Origin of the sequence: Trichocoleus sp. DQ-U1 (assembly GCF_039961925.1) — a bacterium.
Lineage (GTDB): Bacteria > Cyanobacteriota > Cyanobacteriia > Cyanobacteriales > FACHB-T130 > FACHB-T130.
Map to the genome: position 1 here is coordinate 24614 of NZ_JAMPKB010000048.1, position 20621 is coordinate 45234.

At 47.4% G+C, this 20621-nt stretch carries 20 protein-coding genes and 1 pseudogene; 11 read left to right on the forward strand and 10 right to left on the reverse strand.

Going from position 1 to position 20621, the window contains the following annotated elements; translation table 11 throughout:
• Positions 1-3: 3 nt before the first annotated feature.
• Together NDI34_RS18835 and NDI34_RS18840 are read right to left on the reverse strand one after the other, a co-directional pair.
• Positions 4-345 (reverse strand): BMC domain-containing protein, encoded by a 342-nt coding sequence (locus tag NDI34_RS18835; RefSeq protein ID WP_190412142.1) that lies wholly within the window; start codon positions 343-345, stop codon positions 4-6.
• A gap of 132 nt (positions 346-477) precedes the next feature.
• Positions 478-786: a carbon dioxide-concentrating mechanism protein CcmK gene (locus NDI34_RS18840; protein ID WP_190412141.1), complete on the reverse strand. Its 309-nt coding sequence runs from the start codon at positions 784-786 to the stop codon at positions 478-480.
• Positions 787-1459: 673 nt separating this feature from the next.
• Here NDI34_RS18840 and NDI34_RS18845 point away from each other — a divergent pair.
• The 3 genes from NDI34_RS18845 (at position 1460) to NDI34_RS18855 (ending at position 6220) form a co-directional block, all read left to right on the forward strand.
• A complete protein-coding gene (locus NDI34_RS18845) occupies positions 1460-3331 on the forward strand; it encodes an NAD(P)H-quinone oxidoreductase subunit F (protein WP_190436600.1) in 1872 nt (623 codons plus the stop codon).
• A gap of 90 nt (positions 3332-3421) precedes the next feature.
• A complete protein-coding gene (locus NDI34_RS18850) occupies positions 3422-4933 on the forward strand; it encodes an NADH-quinone oxidoreductase subunit M (protein ID WP_190412282.1) in 1512 nt (503 codons plus the stop codon).
• A gap of 156 nt (positions 4934-5089) precedes the next feature.
• Positions 5090-6220 (forward strand): CO2 hydration protein, encoded by a 1131-nt coding sequence (locus NDI34_RS18855; RefSeq protein ID WP_348233473.1) that lies wholly within the window; start codon positions 5090-5092, stop codon positions 6218-6220.
• 96 nt (positions 6221-6316) lie between these two features.
• On the opposite strand, the gene NDI34_RS18860 is transcribed toward NDI34_RS18855, so the two are convergent.
• Positions 6317-7327 carry an SDR family oxidoreductase gene (locus NDI34_RS18860; protein ID WP_348233474.1) on the reverse strand — a complete coding sequence of 337 codons (1011 nt, stop codon included), beginning with the start codon at positions 7325-7327 and terminating at the stop codon, positions 6317-6319.
• 508 nt (positions 7328-7835) lie between these two features.
• Between NDI34_RS18860 and NDI34_RS18865 the strand changes: the two genes are divergently transcribed.
• Both NDI34_RS18865 and NDI34_RS18870 read left to right on the forward strand, forming a co-directional pair.
• On the forward strand, positions 7836-8324 hold the full coding sequence (locus tag NDI34_RS18865; RefSeq protein WP_190426083.1) for a DUF6335 family protein: 489 nt from the start codon (positions 7836-7838) through the stop codon (positions 8322-8324).
• A gap of 112 nt (positions 8325-8436) precedes the next feature.
• Positions 8437-8664 carry a hypothetical protein gene (locus tag NDI34_RS18870; protein WP_190536491.1) on the forward strand — a complete coding sequence of 76 codons (228 nt, stop codon included), beginning with the start codon at positions 8437-8439 and terminating at the stop codon, positions 8662-8664.
• Here NDI34_RS18870 and NDI34_RS18875 read toward each other — a convergent pair.
• The 5 genes from NDI34_RS18875 to phaA form a co-directional block, all read right to left on the reverse strand.
• Positions 8648-9670, reverse strand: a complete 1023-nt coding sequence (locus NDI34_RS18875) for an SDR family oxidoreductase (protein ID WP_348233475.1) — start codon at positions 9668-9670, stop codon at positions 8648-8650. The two genes, NDI34_RS18870 and NDI34_RS18875, sit on opposite strands and share 17 nt — an antisense overlap.
• Before the next feature lie 158 nt (positions 9671-9828).
• Positions 9829-10683 (reverse strand): alpha/beta fold hydrolase, encoded by an 855-nt coding sequence (locus NDI34_RS18880; RefSeq protein ID WP_348233476.1) that lies wholly within the window; start codon positions 10681-10683, stop codon positions 9829-9831.
• Positions 10684-10766: 83 nt separating this feature from the next.
• Positions 10767-11489: an acetoacetyl-CoA reductase PhaB gene (gene phaB, locus NDI34_RS18885; RefSeq protein WP_348233477.1), complete on the reverse strand. Its 723-nt coding sequence runs from the start codon at positions 11487-11489 to the stop codon at positions 10767-10769.
• 194 nt (positions 11490-11683) lie between these two features.
• Positions 11684-12721, reverse strand: a complete 1038-nt coding sequence (locus NDI34_RS18890; RefSeq protein ID WP_348233478.1) for a hemerythrin domain-containing protein — start codon at positions 12719-12721, stop codon at positions 11684-11686.
• A 333-nt stretch (positions 12722-13054) separates the two neighbouring features.
• Complete coding sequence (phaA, locus tag NDI34_RS18895) at positions 13055-14248, reverse strand: acetyl-CoA acetyltransferase PhaA (protein WP_348233479.1); 1194 nt, start codon at positions 14246-14248, stop codon at positions 13055-13057.
• Positions 14249-14612: 364 nt separating this feature from the next.
• Here phaA and NDI34_RS18900 point away from each other — a divergent pair, with 364 nt between their 5' ends.
• Entirely contained in the window at positions 14613-14894 is a 282-nt protein-coding gene (locus NDI34_RS18900; RefSeq protein ID WP_190412131.1) for a hypothetical protein, read from the forward strand.
• Positions 14895-15311: 417 nt separating this feature from the next.
• A complete protein-coding gene (locus NDI34_RS18905; RefSeq protein WP_348233480.1) occupies positions 15312-16538 on the forward strand; it encodes a sensor histidine kinase in 1227 nt (408 codons plus the stop codon).
• Between the two features lie 46 nt (positions 16539-16584).
• On the opposite strand, the gene NDI34_RS18910 is transcribed toward NDI34_RS18905, so the two are convergent.
• Positions 16585-16992 (reverse strand): response regulator, encoded by a 408-nt coding sequence (locus NDI34_RS18910; RefSeq protein ID WP_190436182.1) that lies wholly within the window; start codon positions 16990-16992, stop codon positions 16585-16587.
• A 405-nt stretch (positions 16993-17397) separates the two neighbouring features.
• Between NDI34_RS18910 and NDI34_RS18915 the strand changes: the two genes are divergently transcribed.
• From NDI34_RS18915 to NDI34_RS18925, 3 genes are all read left to right on the forward strand, one after another.
• The gene (locus NDI34_RS18915; protein WP_190430598.1) at positions 17398-17931 is read left to right on the forward strand and encodes a vitamin K epoxide reductase family protein; all 534 of its coding nucleotides are present in this window, start codon (positions 17398-17400) and stop codon (positions 17929-17931) included.
• Positions 17932-18023: 92 nt separating this feature from the next.
• Entirely contained in the window at positions 18024-18221 is a 198-nt protein-coding gene (locus NDI34_RS18920; protein WP_348233481.1) for a hypothetical protein, read from the forward strand.
• A 408-nt stretch (positions 18222-18629) separates the two neighbouring features.
• Positions 18630-19658, forward strand: coding sequence for a chemotaxis protein CheB (locus NDI34_RS18925; protein WP_347276233.1), 1029 nt, complete (start codon positions 18630-18632; stop codon positions 19656-19658).
• A 209-nt stretch (positions 19659-19867) separates the two neighbouring features.
• Here NDI34_RS18925 and NDI34_RS18930 read toward each other — a convergent pair whose 3' ends face one another.
• The gene (locus NDI34_RS18930; RefSeq protein WP_348233482.1) at positions 19868-20293 is read right to left on the reverse strand and encodes a nuclear transport factor 2 family protein; all 426 of its coding nucleotides are present in this window, start codon (positions 20291-20293) and stop codon (positions 19868-19870) included.
• Positions 20294-20414: 121 nt separating this feature from the next.
• On the opposite strand from NDI34_RS18930, the pseudogene NDI34_RS18935 reads away from it, so the two are divergent.
• Positions 20415-20621, forward strand: a pseudogene (locus NDI34_RS18935) (GNAT family N-acetyltransferase); the annotation flags it as partial.

Genomic DNA, 20621 nt, shown 5'->3' on the forward strand with positions numbered 1-20621 from the left:
ATCTTACGGCCTATTGAAAGGACGAATGCCACTAACACTTTCCCGGAATTGTTCAACAGCTTCCGTGTAACGAATGGGCAGAACGTACTCCAGGTTCTCGTGGGGACGCGCAATAATGTGAGTGGACAGTACTTGACCGCCATTCACTCGCTTTACGGAATCAACGCCCGCCGATACAGAAGCCTGTACTTCCGAGACATCTCCCCGAACGATCACGGTGACGCGACCGCTGCCAATTTTTTCATAACCCACTAGCGTGACGCGGGCAGCTTTTACCATCGCATCCGCAGCTTCCACAACGGCAGGAAAGCCTAGTGTTTCAATCATTCCAACTGCAATTGCCATCAGTTCTTCCTTCGCTTAATTTAAGTGTTTTGACTTGAAAATTTGGACTTTTCGGGGTTTCCAGTTGAGACGCGACCTAAAAATATATAAGGGAACACCGCCACCGGAGCGCTGCTGGCGTCTTCACCCTCCTTACGTCCGGAACTGTTCGACAACTTCCGTGTATCGAATCGGTAGCACATACTCCAGGTTCTCATGAGGACGCGCAATGATGTGAGTGGACAGAACTTCTCCGCCATTCACGCGCTTGGCTGCATCCACTCCGGCGGATACTGACGCCTGCACCTCAGACACATCCCCCCGAACAATTACCGTTACCCGGGCACTGCCAATTTTTTCATAGCCTACCAGTGTAACTCGAGCCGCTTTAACCATCGCATCCGCAGCTTCTACAATCGCTGGAAAGCCCTTGGTCTCAATCATTCCAACCGCAATTGGCATTTATTATCTCCTACCTAGTGGGACCTACACTCGCCTTAATTTGTACTTCTTGTAAAATTTGGACGAGGACACCCATTCTTTCATCTCAAGAACTATCGCTTAGCCTCGCATCATTAAGCATAGAGAAGCGAGGCTTACTTGACAATATAAACTATTATGATATTTTTATATTAAAGAGTTTAAGAAAACTTAACGGTCGTCAAAATGGCGTTTCTGTTCAATAAAAGCTTATCCGTTTCTGGAATGCTTCCTTATGTTTTATAATTTCTTTATTACTTTTGAATAGTCTACAGGATTATCTCCTGTAAACCGCACTGGGGGGGATTTTCAAAAAAAAATGAAGACTTTCCTAGGGCTTAGTCCGTGTCAAAATTAGACACTAATAAGCTAAAGCTTTTCAAGGTATAAATTTTTCAAATTTGCTTTATAAACATAGGTATAGTAGGTAAACATACCGATGTTTTTAATAGCTATGAGGAGAGTTCAAGATGAGTATAAATAATTTTTGGAGTTCTCAAGTGTTAATTTACAGCAAAAAAACGTCATACTGAAAAAAAAATAAACCTATTAATCTGACGTTTACAAGATCGCCATAGTTTGCCTGGGAACTACTTCCGAGTGCCTCTTGGTGAGCAAGTCGATTGATGAAGAAAATAGCAAGGGCTTTCCTAATATGACAGAGTTTCTCACCCAGACAAGTTGGTGGGTGCCTTTCTATGGATTACTGGGGGCAGTTCTTACCCTGCCGTGGTCAACTGGATTTATTCGTCGGACAGGCCCACGCCCAGCAGCTTACTTTAACCTGTTGATGACTATCTTGGCGTTTGTACACGGCACGATTGTCTTCAGAAGTACCTGGAACCAAGAGCCGATAAAGCTTGTATTCCATTGGCTACAGGTGGCAGATTTAGATCTGACCGTTGCTTTGGATATCTCAGCCGTAAGTGTTGGGGCAATGGAGCTAGTGACGGGCTTAAGCCTCCTGGCGCAACTGTTTGCCTTGGGGTATATGGAGAAAGACTGGGCATTAGCTCGCTTCTTTGCCTTGATGGGATTTTTTGAAGGGGCGATGAGTGGCTTAGCCATTAGCGACTCTTTGTTTCTCACCTATGCCTTGTTGGAAGTGCTGACCCTTTCCACCTATTTACTGGTAGGGTTCTGGTATGCTCAGCCGCTAGTGGTGACAGCCGCGCGAGATGCCTTCCTAACCAAGCGGGTGGGAGACATCTTGCTATTGATGGGGGTGGTAGCGCTATCGACTGTAGCAGGAACCTTGGATTTTCCCGATTTATATGAGTGGGCGGAAACGGCTACCTTATCGCCATTAACATCCACGTTATTAGGATTGGCATTGATTGCTGGGCCGGTGGGAAAATGTGCCCAATTCCCGCTGCATCTTTGGCTAGATGAGGCGATGGAAGGGCCTAACCCGGCTTCAATCTTGCGAAACTCGGTCGTGGTGGCTTGTGGTGCTTATGTGCTGATTAAACTCCAGCCAATCTTAATCCTTTCCCCGGTGGCTTCGGCGACCTTGGTGGCGATTGGCACAATGACGGCGATTGGTGCTTCGTTGGTGGCGATCGCGCAAATTGATATTAAACGAGCTTTATCCCATTCCACCAGCGCTTACTTGGGTTTGGTGTTTATCGCCGTCGGGTTGCAATGGACGGGTTTTGCCCTGATGTTGCTGTTTGCCCACGCGATCGCCAAAGCGTTATTGTTCATGAGTATCGGTTCCATCATCATCACCACCAACAACCAAAACCTTACGGAAATGGGCGGTCTCTGGTCGCGGATGCCAGCAACCACCACTGCCTTTTTGGTCGGCAGCGCTGGATTAGTCGGACTCCTGCCCTTGGGAGGCTTTTGGGCACTGCGCCTGGGAATTGATGACTTTTTCACAAACCAACCCTGGCTGGTAGCAGTCTTGCTCTTAGTTAACTGCCTGACCGCCGTAAATTTAACTCGCGTGTTTCGTCTGGTTTTCTTAGGCGAACCCCAGGCAAAAACTCGCAGGGCACCAGAGGTTCCTTGGCCGATGGCTGTGCCGATGGTGTCTTTGATCGTAGTCACACTGCTCGTCCCTGTGATGATGCAGCGCTTGTCACTGCTGCCTGATTGGGAATATCTCAACCAACAAGCGTTGCTGCTACTGGTGATTTCCGGCTTAATTGGCACAGTTCTAGGAAGCGTGATTTATCTACCCAGAACTTGGTCTAGATCCGTTCGGATTCCCTTCAGATTTCTGCAAGACTTGTTCGCCTACGACTTTTATATTGACCGACTTTACCGCGTGAGTGTGGTTTTTGCAGTTGACCGACTTTCGCGGTTAAATGCTTGGATCGATCGCTATGTAGTAGATGGATTCGTTAACTTGGTTGGCGTTGCCACAATTTTCAGCGGGCAAAGCTTAAAGTACAACGCTACAGGTCAGTCCCAGTTTTATTTACTCACCATCCTCGTAGGATTAAGCGTTTTAAGCATTCTCATACTCTGGCCCATTTTAAGTGTTTTGAGTTCCGAGTTGTCCTTAGGTAATTGGTAAGAGGGAATGGGTAATGGAATCCCCAATCCATTACCTCTTACCCTTACGACCAACTACCAACTACCCATTAAAAATTACCCGTTCCCTAGTATGCTCAGTGCTTTGATTTGGTTGCCGGTAATAGGCGCTGCGATAATCGGGTTTCTGCCCGGAACCATGAACCCGCAAGTCCCCCGGAAAGTGGCTCTGGCTGTTATTAGTGGTGTCTTTATCTGGTCTATTTTCCTAGTGAGCCAGTTTCAATATACAGAGGGGCTGTTACAGTTTTCTGAGTTTATCCCTTGGATTGACACCTTAGGATTGACCTACCATCTCGGTGTGGATGGCTTGTCTTTGCCTTTGCTCGTTTTAAATAGTCTTTTAACAGGAATAGCGCTTTACAGCACGAATGACTCTATTCAGAGACCTCGGTTCTATTACGCTCTAATTTTATTGTTGAATGGGGCTGTCTCTGGTGCCTTTTTAGCGCAGGATTTGCTGTTGTTTTTCCTCTTTTATGAGGTAGAACTGATTCCGCTGTATCTGTTGATTGCTATCTGGGGAGGACAACGGCGAGGCTACGCAGCCACAAAGTTTCTTATTTATACGGCAGTCTCTGGAATTCTAATTTTGGCATCTTTCTTTGGGTTAGTGCTACTCAGTGGTGCCTCGACGTTTGAATTTGAAAAATTGTATGCCCTGTCCCTACCCTTGGGGACACAATTTCTGTTGTTGGCAGGAATTTTGGTAGGCTTTGGCATCAAAATTCCTTTAGTTCCCTTCCACACCTGGTTGCCGGATGCTCACGTAGAAGCCTCAACGCCCGTTTCCGTCCTGTTGGCTGGTGTGTTGTTGAAGTTAGGAACCTATGGGTTACTGCGGTTTGGATTGGGTTTGTTTCCCGAAGCGTGGGCGGTTGTGGCACCTTGGTTGGCGACTTGGGCGGTCGTGAGCGCGTTGTATGGTGCATTCAATGCGATCGCTCAAAAAGATATGAAAAAAATGGTGGCTTATAGCTCCATTGCTCACATGAGTTACATCCTATTAGCCGCCGCCGCCGCCACCCCCCTAAGCCTGATGGGAGCCGTCTTCCAAATGATTGCCCACGGCTTAATTTCATCGCTCCTGTTTCTGGTGGTAGGTGTCGTTTACAACAAGACAGGCACCCGCGATATAGAAACTCTCAAGGGTTTGCTCAATCCAGAGCGCGGCTTGCCCCTAATTGGTAGCTTGATGATAGTCGGGGTCATGGCAAGTTCCGGGATTCCCGGCATGGTAGGTTTTATTTCAGAATTTTTGGTATTCCGGGGCAGTTTCCCCGTGTTTCCGGTTCAAACCCTCCTGTGTCTGGTGGGAACAGGTTTAACCGCCGTGTACTTTTTGCTTTTGGTTAACCGCGCCTTTTTCGGACGCCTGTCTGAAAAAGCTATGAATTTGCCACCCGTCCAGTGGAGCGATCGCTACCCGGCGATGCTTTTAGCAGTTCTGATTGTCATCCTGGGAATACAGCCTAACTGGATGGTGCGTTGGAGTGAATCCACGATGACAGCCATGCTCAACCGATCGAGTATGGTCGCGGAAGTTTCACCGATTGCTAAATCGGTGGATATCAAAACCGAATAGACCCAATACCCCAACCTTCTTCCCGACCAGGGAAGCGGGAAAATGACTCCTCTCCCCTCTTAGGGAAGGAGTCGGGGGAGTCAATCAGCAGGCAGTTCTGAAAATATTTCCTCTTTTAATTTTTTCATACACATTTTACGGTTACGAATAAGTCTCATGCCAAGCACCGCTTTAAAATTTTCAAATCACCCTCTAGCCGCGTATATTAACCGGCTGCAATCTGGAAAAGCTTTACTTGAGGATACGCCAGAGAATGTATTAGAAGTTGTCGGCATTCTCAAAAGCTATGGAATCGTCCTGGATGCTTATTATAAAAATCTCCTCTACATTGCCGATCATCAATTCTTAGTGCTGTTTCCCTTCTTTAAATACTTCAATGGCGAGATTACTTTTAAGAAATTGCTGCGCCATTGGTGGCACGACCGGATTAATTATGAGTACGCCGAGTACGTGATGAAGGTGATGCTATGGCACGGTGGCGGTAGTATGGATGCTTACTTAGATTCACCGGAGTTCTACCAGCACGCGAGAACCGCAATCGAAGCCAAAATTAAAGCAAACTTGCCCATTAGAGGTCTGGACAAACTGTTTCCAGAGTTTTTGCTCGAACAAGTCCGTCAGCAAGTTTATTACAGCGCTCTCGGTCAATTCTGGGAGGTGATGAGCGAAATGTTTCTCACCTTATCTGACCGCTATGACCGAGGAGAAATCAAATCAATCCCTGATGTGGTAGAACATATCCTGGCGGGTTTGGTCGCAGCGGCGGCTTCGCCAATTACTTACTCAGTAAAAATTCAAGACAAGGTTTATGACATCATTCCCAAATCAGCCGGGTTAACCTTTTTACCTGATGTCGCTGTGCCCTATGTGGAAACGATTTTCTTTAGAGGGACGCCTTTCTTAGGAACGGTTTCCTATAATGCCCAGGCTCAGCAAATTTCTCCCGATCAAAGTAGATTTGAATACGGCGCTCTCTATGCCGATCCACTGCCGGTTGGCGGTGCTGGAATTCCACCGACGCAACTGATGCAAGATATGCGTCATTTTATACCCGAATATTTATACGAGTTATACCGTCGCAGCCTTCGGGGAGAAGATGATTTGCGGGTGCAAATTTGCATCAGTTTCCAAAAGTCGATGTTTTGCGTGACGACTGCTGCAATTTTGGGACTGGCACCCCACCCCATTGACACCACCGATCCCTCTGAGCAAGCAGCGAATCAAGCTTATTTAGCGAAATGGATGGATCGGTTTATCACCTCGCGCTTAAATGACGTGAATGGTTAAAGAGTCGATTACTGGTTAATGTTGATTTGAGAAGTAGGGGCATGGTAGTTTCATGCCCTTACAGATATTTAAAACACGATCGACACAGCACTCAATTCACTCTTCGTTTTTGAAAACTTGTGTCGCGAGCAAAGCTAAGGCAACGGTACTAGCGATCGCGCCCAACTGGAGAGCAGGATTTTTAGCCAACCAGTCAGAAACGCTCGGTATCACCAGATTGCTAAAATCTCCATCAACTCTAGTATCGCCGGGAACAGGCTCATAAAGGTTGTTCCGATCATCAGGGGACTTCGGCTCGTTGGTGCGTTGAGCTTGGAAGCCAACGAGCAGCAACAAAGAATCCACCAGTTCCGGCGATAGCCGCTGTAGCGCATCTAGCGCTCTAGCAGCATCCCCAACCAAGAAGTCACGAGTTGGATGTTCAGCGACGTAGAGGATCGCGTCAGCGACCAGCCTGGGGTCATAGTAGGGCGGTATCCCTGACGGCTTCACGCCTAGCTTGGTGAGACCATTGTTCCAGAAGGGTGTATTGATCACCGCTGGTTTCACACTCGTCACGCTGATGGGAATACCCTCATGTTGCAGCTCAACGCGCATCGCTTCGAGGAATCCTTCGATCCCATGCTTTGCTGCGGAGTATGCACTTTGGTAAGGGAGACTTCGCAAGCCCTCCATTGAAGAGATGTGGATTAGCGCCCCCTGTCTCTCTCGCTTGAGATGGGGTAGCGCCGCCATTGCACCATATACCTGCCCCATCAAGCTAACATCAATGACGCGCTTAAACTCTTCTGGTGTGGTGTTGTCGAAGGTGGCAAAGATGCCGACAGCAGGGAGGTGTACCCAGGTATCGAGCCGCCCGTAGACTTCGACGGTACGGTCTGCGATCGCCTTCACCTGCTCGAATTCTGACACATCAGCTACCACAGCCGTTGCTTCACCACCAAGGCTACGAATCTCGTCCATCAAGGATGCTAGCTTCGACTCACTACGAGCTGAGACAACTAACTTTGCCCCTTTCTTGGCGAACTGAAGGGCTGTCTCGCGCCCGATGCCGCTGCTCGCCCCAACGACGGCAACAACCTGCTGATTGATTGGTTTTAGTTGCATTAATGCTACTCCTTAAAGTTTTTATGCCAAAAAATTCACCTTAAAGGTAAAGTTTTTCTAGAACGTTTGGTCTAATTGGAATCTACAAAATCAACTTTTCAATAATTACATCATACTAAGCAATAGAGAAACAAACATTGTATTTAAGCAGAGTTAAAAGCGCTCTGGATATTGTAAAAATCAAAAATTAGGATCTTGCCTGATTCCTCATCAGTTAAAAGGGGCATATTGTAAGCCGCGATCGCTTGCTCAATCTACTGATAACTATTCAGACAAATTTATGTGCTTCTAAGCAGAATAATTACTATGCCTTCACTCAACTTCTACCCAAAGCATGGTTTAGCATTAAGCTACGAAGTGCCCGTAGATACATAGAGCTTTAAATTCATGATGAATAAAGTTTTTTATTTGCAGGAATAATAAATTTTCATCCTATTTGTGGATTTTGCTAGTCTCATCTTTAGATATGTTGCATTTATAGGTATTCGCAGGATTCACATAAAGCATTATGGCTGATAAAACTAGGAAAGCAGACAACGAAGGCAATACACGCAAACAAGGAAATCTTTCAGATATACCCATTGAAGATACTGACCTAGTTTCAGATATCCCCGTAGAAGATACTGGCGAACCAATTATTTCAGATTTACCCCAGGCAATTACTGAATCCTTGGGAACGGGTGTTGCCCAAGAGCCAGGACTAGAAATTGGTGGGCGAACCATGCGCGATCGCATGGAGCAGTACACATCGGCTGGCCCAGAACTAACCGGCGGTGATATTGATGCTCGTTGGGATCAGGCGGAAGCGGTTGGTGACGAAGCAGTAGGGGGAACTGTTGCTACTCCGGATCAGAATGTTGTTGACGAACTGGGAGTTGCTGTTGGGCTTGATTATGACGACGGGGTATCTCTTCAGACAAACGAGATTTTGGAGTCACGCGACGCTGGTCGATGGGAGTTAGACCCCATGTCTGCGGAAGATTATCCGGAGCATTGAGTATTGTGTGGAGCGCGATCGCATTTTCAGTGAGATTCCAGTAAACCCTTGCAATCAGGGAACTCCCAGAAAAAAATTATCAATCTAGATTAATCCTAACTAAGAGCAGTTTATGGCAACCCCAGATCCCGACACCAAACCAATAGACCTAGAAATCACTGGAAACATTGATACACCAGATACACCATCGATGCCAGCTCCAGATGCCTATGTTAATTTAGGCGATTCGGCAAGCAACCCGCTAATTATTTCGCCACTGTCGGAAGAAGCAGAAGCAACGGACTACCAGGAAGAGACTAAAGATGCCGAACGCTCAACAGCAGCTAGTGAGGGAGAGTGACTTCTGTTGGCAGGGTTCGCAGGGCGATCGCTCCGAGTACAACAACACTTGCGATCGCGCCCCACTTCAGAACGGGATTTTTATCCACCCAGTCGGTAACGCTCGGTATCGCTAAGTTGCTAAAATCTCCCTTAACCCGGTCATTGGCTGGGATAGATTCATAAAGATTGCTTGGCGCATCGTCTGACTTTGGCTCGTCGGTGCGCTGGAGTTTAAAGGCAACCCGCTGCAATATGGCATCTACCAGTCCAGGTGAAAGCCGTTGAAGCAAATCTAGCGTTCTAGCCGCATCCCCAACCAGGAAGTCACGAGTTGGATGTTCGGCAACGTAGAGAACCGCATCAGCCACTAAACTCGGTTCGTAAAAAGGCGGTAGGCTGGCTGGCTTCACACCTAACCTTGTGAGCGCATTGTTGTACAGAGGTGTGTTGACGGCGGCGGGTTTGACACTCGTGACGCTGATGGGGATTTTCTCATGTTGCAGTTCGACACGCAGGGCTTCGATGAATCCCTCCATACCGTGCTTTGCGGTGCAGTAGGAACTTTGAAGCGGGAGACTTCGCCTGCCCAAGACTGAAGACAGATGGATCAGCGCCCCTCGCCCCTCACGCTTGAGATGGGGGAGTGCCGCCATTGCACCGTATGCTTGCCCAATCAGTCCGACATCAATAACCCGCTTGAACTCTTCTGGTTTTGTCTTATCGAAAGCGGCATAAACGGCAATCGCGGGGCAATGCACCCAGGTATCGAGTCGCCCGTACACCTCTACAGTACGGTCTGCGATCGCTTTCACCTGCTCGAATACCGTCACATCGGCGACGATAGCAGTTGCCTCACCGCCGAAGCTTTTAATCTCGTCCACCAAGGACGCTAGCTTCGACTCACTGCGAGCGGAAACTACCACCTTTGCCCCTCTCCTGGCAAACTGGAGGGCTGTCTCCCGCCCAATGCCACTGCTCGCTCCCACGACTGCAACGACCTGCTGATTGATTGCCTTCAGTTGCATCAATGCTACTCCTTAAAGTTCTCATTAAAAATTCTTCACCCCTGGAGGTGAAGTCAATCTAGAAATGCTTGATTTAATTGAAATCTACGAGTTCAACTTCTACCCAATAAATAAGCCAGAGCAAGCGTGCCTACATCAGCCGCAGGGTTGACAGTTCTCTAAGCAGCAACTCCAGCGAGAAACTGGCTCAACTGGGCACTGAAAATTTCCGGGCGTTCGACATGGGGTAAGTGACCGCAGTCGGGGATTAAGGCCAGGTGTCCTTGCTTTAGGCGGGTAACCGCGTCGTGAGCTTGCTCTTTTGGAAGAACCAAATCCTCCGTCCCCCACACGACTAGAGTCGGCATCGGTAACTCTCCTAGAGAGTCGAGAAATACTTGATGCTGTCCAAATACATTCAGCTGGGCGCGCAGCGAGGTCAGAGTAGCTTGAAGAAAACCGGGCATCTGAGACATTCGCTCTTGCTCTGCTATCCACACCGCGGGAGCCTGCGCGGGGTGGGCGAAGAACAGTGTCGCCCGTAACCAAGACCGCATTTTAGCGCCAGGAGGCGTTTGGCACCCAACGATCGCTACATCCCCATACCCAGGTAAAGTTAACTGAGACAGCAACGGGGTGACAGCGTAACCAAGCCCGGAACTATCTACCAGCACCAAAGCTGCGACTTGTTCGGGACGGGATAGGGCAAAGCGTAACGCAACTTGACCGCCTAGGGAGTTGCCCACTAGCACCGCCCGCTCAATTCCCAGCGCGTCAAGAAAATCGACCAAGAACTGCTTAAGAAACTCTGGCGTGTACTCAAGGGATGGTTTGGCACTATCACCGAAACCGGGAAAGTCCGGCGCATAGACACGATAGGTAGCTCCCAGGTTGGGAAGCACCCAAGACCAATCGAGAGCGCTGGCACTATCTCCATGTAGCAGCACTAACGGTAGACCATCATCGCCTGCTTTAAAGTACCGGATGCTTAAACCGCTCACATTGATTCGCCGCTCTTCAACCTCTGTTTTCACGCTTGGCTCCAATCCCATCTAAATAATGAAGTTTAATTATTAGTGTTGAATGTTCATTCAACCCAATGCGATCGCTATCGCCCTTAAGTGTGATGAGCGCCGTTGACTCTCACAACTTCGCCAGTGACGTAGCTGCTTGCGCTCGGTGAAAGCAGGAATGCAACTGCCCAAGCAACTTCCTCCGGTTTACCGAAGCGACGAAGCGGAATCTCGGACACAATGCGCTCTTTCACCTTATCTGGCACCGACTTAACCATATCAGTCTCAATAAATCCCGGTGATACAGCGTTGACTCGTACCCCATAACGAGCCGCCTCTAAAGCGAGGGACTTGGTTAAACCAATCACAGCCGCCTTGGTTGCGGCGTAGTTAGTTTGACCGATGTTTCCCCGTTCACCCGAAATCGAGCTGATGCAAACCACAGAGCCTTCTTTCCGCTCGTACATTTTGGGGATAACGGGCATCAAGGTGTTGTAAACGCCTTTCAAGTTAGTGTTAATTACGGCATCCCAGTCTTCGGTTGTCAATTTGGGAAAAAAGTTGTCTTGGGTAATCCCAGCATTCGCCACAATCCCGTAAATTGACCCTAGTTTCTGTTCAACCTGTTCTGCTACTGCTTCCATCGCTGCTTTGTCGGTTACATCAGCTTGGATTGCGATCGCTTTATGCTGACCATTGGTAGCGCTGCGGTGGGTGTAAGCTACCTTAGCTCCCAGCTCCTCCAAGAGACTGACGATAGCGGCTCCTATCCCTCGATTACCACCCGTTACCAAAACGACTTTATCTTCCAGTCCCAAAGACACCATGAGCCACTTTCACCCCTATTTCTATTACTGATTCCAGTGTCTTTGCCGCTTAGCGCCAATATTTGCAGTTGTAGGTTGGGAGGATGGATTTATTAACGCCCAATTTCCTACGTAGGGGCATGGCATTGCCATGCCCCTACAAATCGCGAATTGTGTATGTAATCAGTACAGCAAGATGCTGACTTTTATTGCAATTAGGCTGACATTTCTTGCTGAATCTTGCTCTTGGCAGCTTTGAATTCAGTAGCCATTTGCTCTTTCTGCTCAGTGCTACAATTTTTGTCAATTGCCGTGAACATCGTAAATTCTTCTTGGCGAATGTGGTCGCCAACCACTTCCATTAGGTCTTTAATTTTTGATCTGAAATGGTCGGCATTAGCAGGGTCAATCGCCTTAATTTCATCGAGCATCTGCTTCATTTGCGCTTGCTCGTCGTAAAGCTCTTGAGTGTTGTCATCGCCGTAGAAAGAGCGTACTTTCGGGTACACTACTTCTTCTTCTGCTTGAGCGTGTGCTAATAAATCTTTGTAGATTTGCCCGAAATACTCTTGGAGCTTTTGAGGATCTTTCGTCGCCCCAACTTCAGTGAAAAGTGTATTCACTTTCTCATGATCCAGCCGGATAAGGGTCTGGATATTCATATCTTGCTTGTCAGTGTTTTGCGTAACCACACTGCCAGCTACACCCGATAGGGCAGCAACTGCATCTTGCACCCTTGCCCAGAGTCCCTGATGCGCGTCTTGACCAGTCATTTCGCGGACTCCCACCTGTTCGAGCATCCCCTTGAGCTGTTCTTGGTGAGCGCGACCCTCGAAGTTAACAGTATTGAGAGGCCCAATTGCCAGTTCAATATCAGCCCCTACAACTTGAGCGGCTTTGTGGATCATGATTCCACTCATGGCTTGACCATGCTTCATCAGTTCATGGTGAATGAGTTTCTGATAATAAGTAAACTCATCGCCGGACATCATCTGCTCAAACTGCGGAATAAATATCTTGGTTGCAGGACTCGGTTCAGATTGAATGCCGTATTGAACGATTACAGTGTCTATAATGCCCAGATTTTTCTGGTCATCAGAAAGCATATTCTGGAGACGTTCGCGAACATCTTCATAAGGGCAGGCATCAATGAGTTTTTGATCGTTAGAGATGATTAAACTTTGAAAGGCTCTCAGGTCTGCCAATCTTTCGCCAATCGCCATCCGCTTTGTATCGTCTATTGTTGTAACCATGCTTTGTTATCCTGTAGGAAAATAATTTGATTGATACCCGCTTCACGGCAGAGGTAATGTAGCTCAATACGAGTTACCCAAATATTACTCATAGAGCTTTTAGAGATGTTGTCCACCCCTTGCTTTGAGAACTCGAATGAACACCATTACCTTAGTTTTGGAAATGGGTTATTTCAAGCGAAAAAAACATTGAATATCTTGATTTTGTCGTTAATCCAGTTCTCTTCCACCTAGCCCAGGTTAGATGTTTTGGTTTAGTCCACGAAAAGCTGAGCTGGATTATAGAACCAAGAATTCTACGGCTATACGTTGTAAAAACCTTGGAAGTGTCAATTATCCAAGCCGCTCAATTGCGATCGCAGTTCCGCCACCAGTTCCATGACACACCGATGCCAGTCCCATCTGTCCATTTCGCTCCTGCAAGGCGTTGAGCAGGGTGACGATAATTCGCGCCCCCGACGCACCGATGGGATGCCCCAGCGCGATCGCTCCCCCATAGACATTTAGCTTCTCGTAAGGAATGCCCAGCTTGCGGTTGAACAGCACGCTGCTTAGAGCAAAAGCCTCGTTGTTCTCAAACAAGTCAAAATCGTAGATTCTCATCTTGAGCTTGTCTAAAAGCTTGTTGACTGCCAGAATCGGAACCTCTGGGAAGCGCCAAGTTTCTCCACCTATCGACGCTCCCCCAAGGATACGGGCTAAGGGTTTGAGTTTAAAGCGTTCCACCGCCGTTTTGCTTGCCAAAACTAAACCTGCGGCTCCATCGGATATCTGACTGCTGTTTCCAGCCGTGAACACCCCATCTTCTCTAAAAGCAGGCTTTAGCTTGGCAAGGCTCTGCAAGGTGGTTTCGGGGCGAATTCCCTCATCCTTGTCCACGAGTTGCAAACCTTTTTTGCCCTCTATTCTTATGGGTGCAATCTCCTTGTTGAACCAGCCGTTCTCGGTTGCGATCGCTGCCCTAGCTTGTGAATATAGCGCTACTTCGTCTAAATCCTTCCGCGTCACTTGGTAAGCTGCTGCCAGCCGCTCAGCTTGCTCTCCCATCGTTTCGCCGGTCGTGGAATCGGTAAGACCGTCGTAAAGTAAAATATCGCTGAGTTGCTCTGGCGCACCCAGTAGCATTTTATACCCCCATCTGCCTCGATGCGATAGGAAAAACCCTGCCTGGGACATGGATTCCATGCCGCCAGCAAGTATGATTTCCGCTTCGCCAGAGCGGATAGCGGTGGCGGCGTTCATCACGCTCATCATGCCCGATGAACACACCATATCCACTGCATACCCGTTGACCGTCTGGGGAATCCCGGTTTTGAAAGCTGCCTGACGGGGCAAAGACTGCCCGTGTCCCGCCCTGAGTACATTACCAAAGATATATAGGTCTAAAGCTTCCCCCGAAACTTCCGCCCGATCCAACGCTGCTTGCATGACGTGGGCACCTAATTCTACTGGGGAAAAACCCGCTAACGCACCTCCGAACCGACCGAGCGGTGTCCGTACTGCCGAGACAATATAGGCTTCTTGCATACATCCTCATTATTTTTTACAATGTCAGGTCTTGTAACTTTACTAACTTAAGGCGGGATATTTCTTGAGGCTACTTTCATTAGTTTCAGGAAGGTTTCACCATTTACAATAAAGTCGAACTCAAGCCAGCAATTGTGATAGCTTCCCGCAGATAAATTAACCCCTATTCTGCGACAAAGGGATTTTTCCCAAGACCGTAACGCCGAAATTCAAAAGACGCTTTTTTGTAAATTATATTTACAATTAACTTAAAAAATTTAGTTTATTTATAAATCATCCATTAGAGCTAATCAACAATTATTATTTGATTAAAATAGTGGACAAGCCATCGGTATTCCATAAGAAAGTAACAGGAGTAACACTAATGGATTGGGCGAATAATTTTGAGCAGTTTACCAGACAGTTAAGCGAGTTGCAGAGTGGTATTCTCAAGAGCTGGACTTCTACCATGCCGACTATGCAAGGTTTCAATACACCCAGTTACCGCGAGAATTTCGAGAAAACTTTGAAATTCCAGGAAGAAGTGCTGGCAAGTTCTCTGCAATTTCAGGCTTTGCTGGCTCGTCTGTCAATCGAAACTCAGAAGCAATTGTGGGAGGGATATTTTAATACGATCCGGAGTACACAAAGCCAAAAATCTGAGTGACTATTAGAGTTGTTTTTGAGATACGAGTGGTTTCAGGTTTTTTAGAGTTTGTTTGTAAAACAATTTACTTTGCAAACATCCTCTAAGGATTAATAAAGCTCGCAAATGTATTTCTTGGGAGCTTTTTTTACTATAAAACAGTTTTGGAAAAAAGTTTTATATTCGCTTCTTATCATCAAAGCTTTCAATCTAGTAAACAAGCCACAAACCAAAATAAACCTGCTAATTTATTTAATCCTCTACCTACAGAAAGGACATAATGTTAAGCAAGCTTGTACTTTTGAATACAAAGGCCGAAGCTGAACTTTGGAAAGATTTCCTAAAGTCTAGTTACCCGACAAGTAAACTGCGCGATCGCTCAATGTAGAATGATGCCAAGAAGGTTTTGACCGATTCCTCCTCACGCCTCTTGCCATCATGGATTTTAGCCAATTGCTTGTTAGAAAAATAGACGCGATCGCCAAAAACTGGGTTGAAGCAGTCCGCTTGGATAGGCAGATTTCCAGCACTGACGATTTACCCAGATCGGCGATCCGGAATCATATTCCTGATGTGCTAAAAGCGATGGCAACTGTACTTTCCCGCTCCCAAGAAAACGATATTCAGTCCATCGTCCAGAACAGTTTGCATCATGGTGTTCTGCGGGCTGAACAAGGTTTCGCTACCACTGAAATTGCGCGAGAGTATCGTCTACTGCGCCAGACGATCTTTTCCACTTTAGAGGCAGATTTACTAGAGGGTACGGTTCCGGAAGTGATGCGAACCTACAATGCAATTGACGCGACCATCGACGAAGCGATCGCCCAATGCTTCAAAAGTTATGTAGAGGAGCGATTGCAAGAACTACAGCAGGTGCAAAGTCAGGTAGAGTTAACCAATCAAGAACTCACTCGCTTGGTAAAAGCGAATCAGGATAATCTCTCTCAACTAGCCCACGAACTGAAAAATCCTCTGAATTCGATTATTGGCTACTCGGAGCTGATGTTACGCTCTTCACGAAAGAATGTTGAAGTTCAAGACAATTTCCCGAATCTGGAACACATTGAGCGCGTGCTACGCAATAGCAGGCACTTACTGCGCCTGATCAACGATACCCTGGAAATTTCCCGGTATTCAGCAGGGAAGATAAAACTGCACCCAGAACTAATAGATGTACGCTCTTTAATCAACAATGTAGTTGAAATGTTGGAGCCTTTGGCAGCAGCCAAAGAGCTACAAATGGTGGTTGATTCTGATTCGGCTAGTGCCGATAGTTCTGCTGCACGCGCTCCTGAAAAAGTGCTGACAGACGCCTTGCGATTGCAGCAAATTGTCACGAATCTTTTAAGCAACGCAATTCGCTACACAGAGACAGGAAGTGTCCAATTAACGTGTCAGATGTTATCTGATAACCGCTGGTCTATTGCAGTGAGCGACACTGGTATTGGCATTGCTCCTGAAGACCAGGCGCGGGTTTTTGACCCCTTCTTTCAAGCTGGAACTCGCGATCGCATGCCCGATAGCACTGGCTTAGGTTTGGCAATTGTCGCCCAACTGGTAAACCTAATGCAAGGCAAAATCGAGCTGGTATCCCAGGTTGGCCTTGGCTCCACCTTCACCGTCATCTTGCCCCTAGAAGTGAAAACCCTGGAATCAATTTCTTGAATTTTGGTTTTATCTGGTTTTTGTTTTAACTGTATAATTCTTGAAATTATTGAGAAGGATTAACGATACTTTTCAATCGCAAAGATGCTTTAATTCTTGCCATTAACTCCTCAAAATCAATCGGCTTCCGAATGAAGTCATTCGCTCCTAACTCTAATCCTTGAGGGATATTAGCACTCTCACTTGCCGTAATCATCAGAATCGGAATAAAAGGGAGTTGCGGATTTTCCCGAATCCGCCGAGTTACTTCATAACCATCCATTCCTGGCATCATGGCATCCATCAACACTAAATCCGGTGGCGATGCTTCTATCTTGGCTAACGCTGACTTACCATTTCTAGCGCTATCAATCTCATACCCTTCTTCCGCCAATATCTCCTCTAGGAGGGATACATTATCCTCTAGATCATCTACCAATAAAATGCGTTTAGCTTGAGATTGAGACGATACCATAAAATCGACCCTCCATTTGGGGAAAGATGCTTATAAAAGCTTTTAAATTTTCCAATCTTTTAAATAATAGTTATTTGCTTACTAGCTAACCTCTTACCTAAGGGGAGTTTCACTTAAACCAACGGAAAATCGTGAGAAGAAAAAAGAATCTAAATATTAAGCCAATTTGTAATTTTGAATACAAAAAAAGATGAATTGTAACATTTTATAACTACCTCCAGCGTCAGAGGTAGGCATCAAACCGATTCGTGAAAATGGTAAGCAATTTATTCGACTATCAGCATCGGCAGCATTGGGCGCGATTGCTGCCGAATTGGATGCAGACTGCGTATTCTATTCGTCGGTTGAAAACTCCGTGCAAGCTGATGCGACCGTCAACGCATACGTTATCGAGGATTGCGCTTCATGGAGCCACAACAACTAAGTCAGGAACTGCGGAAAGGACAAAACCCTCACATGAGCCGTCGCCGAGCGATTATCGGCTTGTCTATGCTAGGGGGTTCGATGGGACAGCTCGTTACCCTATATCAGACCGGGATTATTAGCCATCTACCCGATCCTCCCGGACAAACGCTATTCGATGCAGACCGCGTTGACGCATCTAACTATGCTTACAGCCGATTTAACTCACCCGATGGCCCGATAATGGTGCTTACTTACGCCATCACCGCTTGGCTGGCGGCTGCGGGTGGTCTCGATCGCGCTAGACGCAACCCGCTCTTACCCATTGCAATGGGTATCAAGATCCTGATTGACGTGGTGACTAATCTTGAGCTAGCTCGTGAAGAGTGGAGCGAGAACAAAGCCTTTTGCGAGTACTGCCAGGTGGCGACGGTTTGCTCGTTAACGTCTCTAGTGCTGGCAGCGCCTGAAGTGATTGCCGCTACTCGCGCCTTGCTGGGGCAGGGCGACAAGAACACCGCAGACGACGCACAGTAAACGATACCAGGAAAGCGCGAAGCATCCTCAATTCCTTGCTTAGGGGCATGGCAGTATGCCCCTACATGAATGATCGGTAAGGGATAAATAAGTTGGTTGTTGCGATTGGTGAGCGAGAAGTGCGCGATTCTCTTTCGGAGACGCTACGCGATCGCTTGGACAATCCCGAAGATTTCGAGCGGATTCAGCAGACGGTGGAAATGTTCAAGGATGTTTTGCCAGAAATAATTGTACAGGATGCCCTATTTCATAGGGGTCTGGCAAATCTTAAACCCGTCACTAAACTTTGACCGGAATTGAGGAGATTTCATCAGATGGTGGTTGAGCGATCGCTGATTTAAGGCGTTAAATGAGCAGTGGATACGATTGGTTAAGCCTGTAATGCTTATAGAAAGAGCATTACAGGCTTAGTTTTGTCTTCTCCTCCTGAGAAGAGAATTTTGCCTAGATTGACCAACAATCAGACAGTTGCTCTTAGCGACCATTTTTCCCCTGCTAGACAAAGGCGAGTTTCGATAAGCTGGAAGAAACGAACAAGCGCAAGCAGCCTATAAGTTTTTGCTGTTAGCAGTCACAAGAGGATACCACTTACTATTTTTACCATTCATAAACGACTGGACTTGAGTGAGTAGATGCGTTCTACTCTCGCTAAAAATCATGAATTCCGCAAGGTAATGGCCTTTAGTCAAGGAAGATAAGTGATAAAGCCTGAGATCGTCGTCATTGGAGCATCGGCGGGAGGGATGGAAGCCCTGAAAAAGCTTGTTGCTCAACTCCCCTCCAATTTTCCCGGTGCTATTTTTATTGTTTGGCATATTGCCCCAGCGTATCCAAGTGTTTTGCCCCAAATTCTGGATCGGGTTTGCTCGCTGCCAGTCGCCCATGCAATTGACAAAGAGGCAATCAAACCGGGACGGGTTTATGTTGCTCCCCCCGATCACCATCTGCTTGTCGAATCGGGGTATGTCCGAGTCACGAAGGGCCCGAAAGAAAATCGCTTTCGTCCCTCGATTGACGTCTTATTCCGCTCTGCCGCTCGGAGCTATGGAAATCAAGCGATCGGGGTGGTTCTTACTGGAATGCTTGATGATGGGGCATCTGGGCTGTACGCAGTGAAGGAGCAAGGCGGAAAAGCGATTGTCCAAGACCCTTTTGATGCACTTCACGCCTCCATGCCTATCCAAGCGATGAAAGCGGTAGAGGTTGATTGGTGCGTCCCCGTCGCAGAAATGGGCGCTTTATTGATTGAGATGACAAACGAAGCCGTCGAGAAGAAAGGAGGACATCTGGTGTCTGAGCAGATGGACATTGAAGTCAAAGTAGCGCGGGAAGACAATGCTTTTGAGAGCGGCATCATGAAGCTTGGGAAGCTCTCTCCCTATACCTGTCCAGAGTGCCACGGGATGCTTCTGCAACTGAAAGAAGGCAACATTATCCGGTTCCGTTGCCATACAGGACATGCCTATTCCCTAAATTCTCTGCTTGTAGAAGTAACGGAGTCTATTGAAGCCTCACTTTGGAAAACACTTCGCGGGATCGAGGAGAGCGAAATGTTAATGAGCCACATGGCTAAACATCTGGGCGAAACGAACGATAGTGAGATGGCGGAACGCTTTTTGCAAAAATCCGAACAAGCAAATAGGCGAGCTAGCCTAGTTAGGCAGGCGGTGATGAGCCACGAAACGCTAAGTCAGGAGAAGATAATTAACCTGGATGGGTATGAGTAGCGACCAACCAAAAGCTTACAAATCGCCCAAGTTTGCCAAAAATCGACACGATTAAATCACCGCCCTATCTACAATTCACTGAAGATATTGAATCAGGCAAATAACTTTTGAACCGCCATCCTTCAGGCTACCGCCCGCGATCGCAGTACTGAAAAATACGCTAGGCACCTTTTGAACTATCGAGTCTACCTCCACGGCTACTGCTCAGGCTACTGCTCAGACGTTCCCGACTCAATCCGTGCCCCTAGCTGAAGAATCCGTCCGAGATCGTCAGCGTTTCGCCAAGTTTCAAGTATCTGCCCGTCAGCAATCCAATGAATGAACGTAGCCGTGAATGTCTGAGGCTGACCGCCACCGGGTATGCCAAGGAAACTGTCTTGGACACAGGTGTTGATCGCACGCACGGCAACTTTGTCACCCTCAGCAATTACGTCTTCAATCGTCCATTTCTGCTCGATAGAACCCATTGTCCGAAAGAGTTCGCGAACCCCGTCCGGTCCAGGGATAAGCTCTGGCGGACCACCATGCATCCTCCAAGTCGGGGCAGTCATCTCGCATATCTCCTCAATCTTGTGTTCGTTGATGAGTTCAAACCAGCGCCGAGCAATTATTTTGTTGTCCTCGATAGAAGACATCGCTGCCCCTCCTAAGAGTGAGATTAGAAACTGAATGCCACGCACCCATGCAAACCCTAACGGCTAGCTTCCGCGATCGCTTATGAATTTTGCAACACAATCAATCAAGTAATCCTCCGTAATGAATCTAACAATCAGAAAAGAAGTTACTTCTGATGTGGCGGACATCAAAGCCTTGACAACTGCCGCATTTCTCAATGCCCCCCATACTAGCTACACTGAGCAGTTGATTGTTGATGCCTTGCGTAACTCAGGGAACTTGACAGTTTCTCTCGTTGCCGAGGTGAATGGACAAATCGTTGGTCATGTTGCTGTGTCCCCGGTTTCC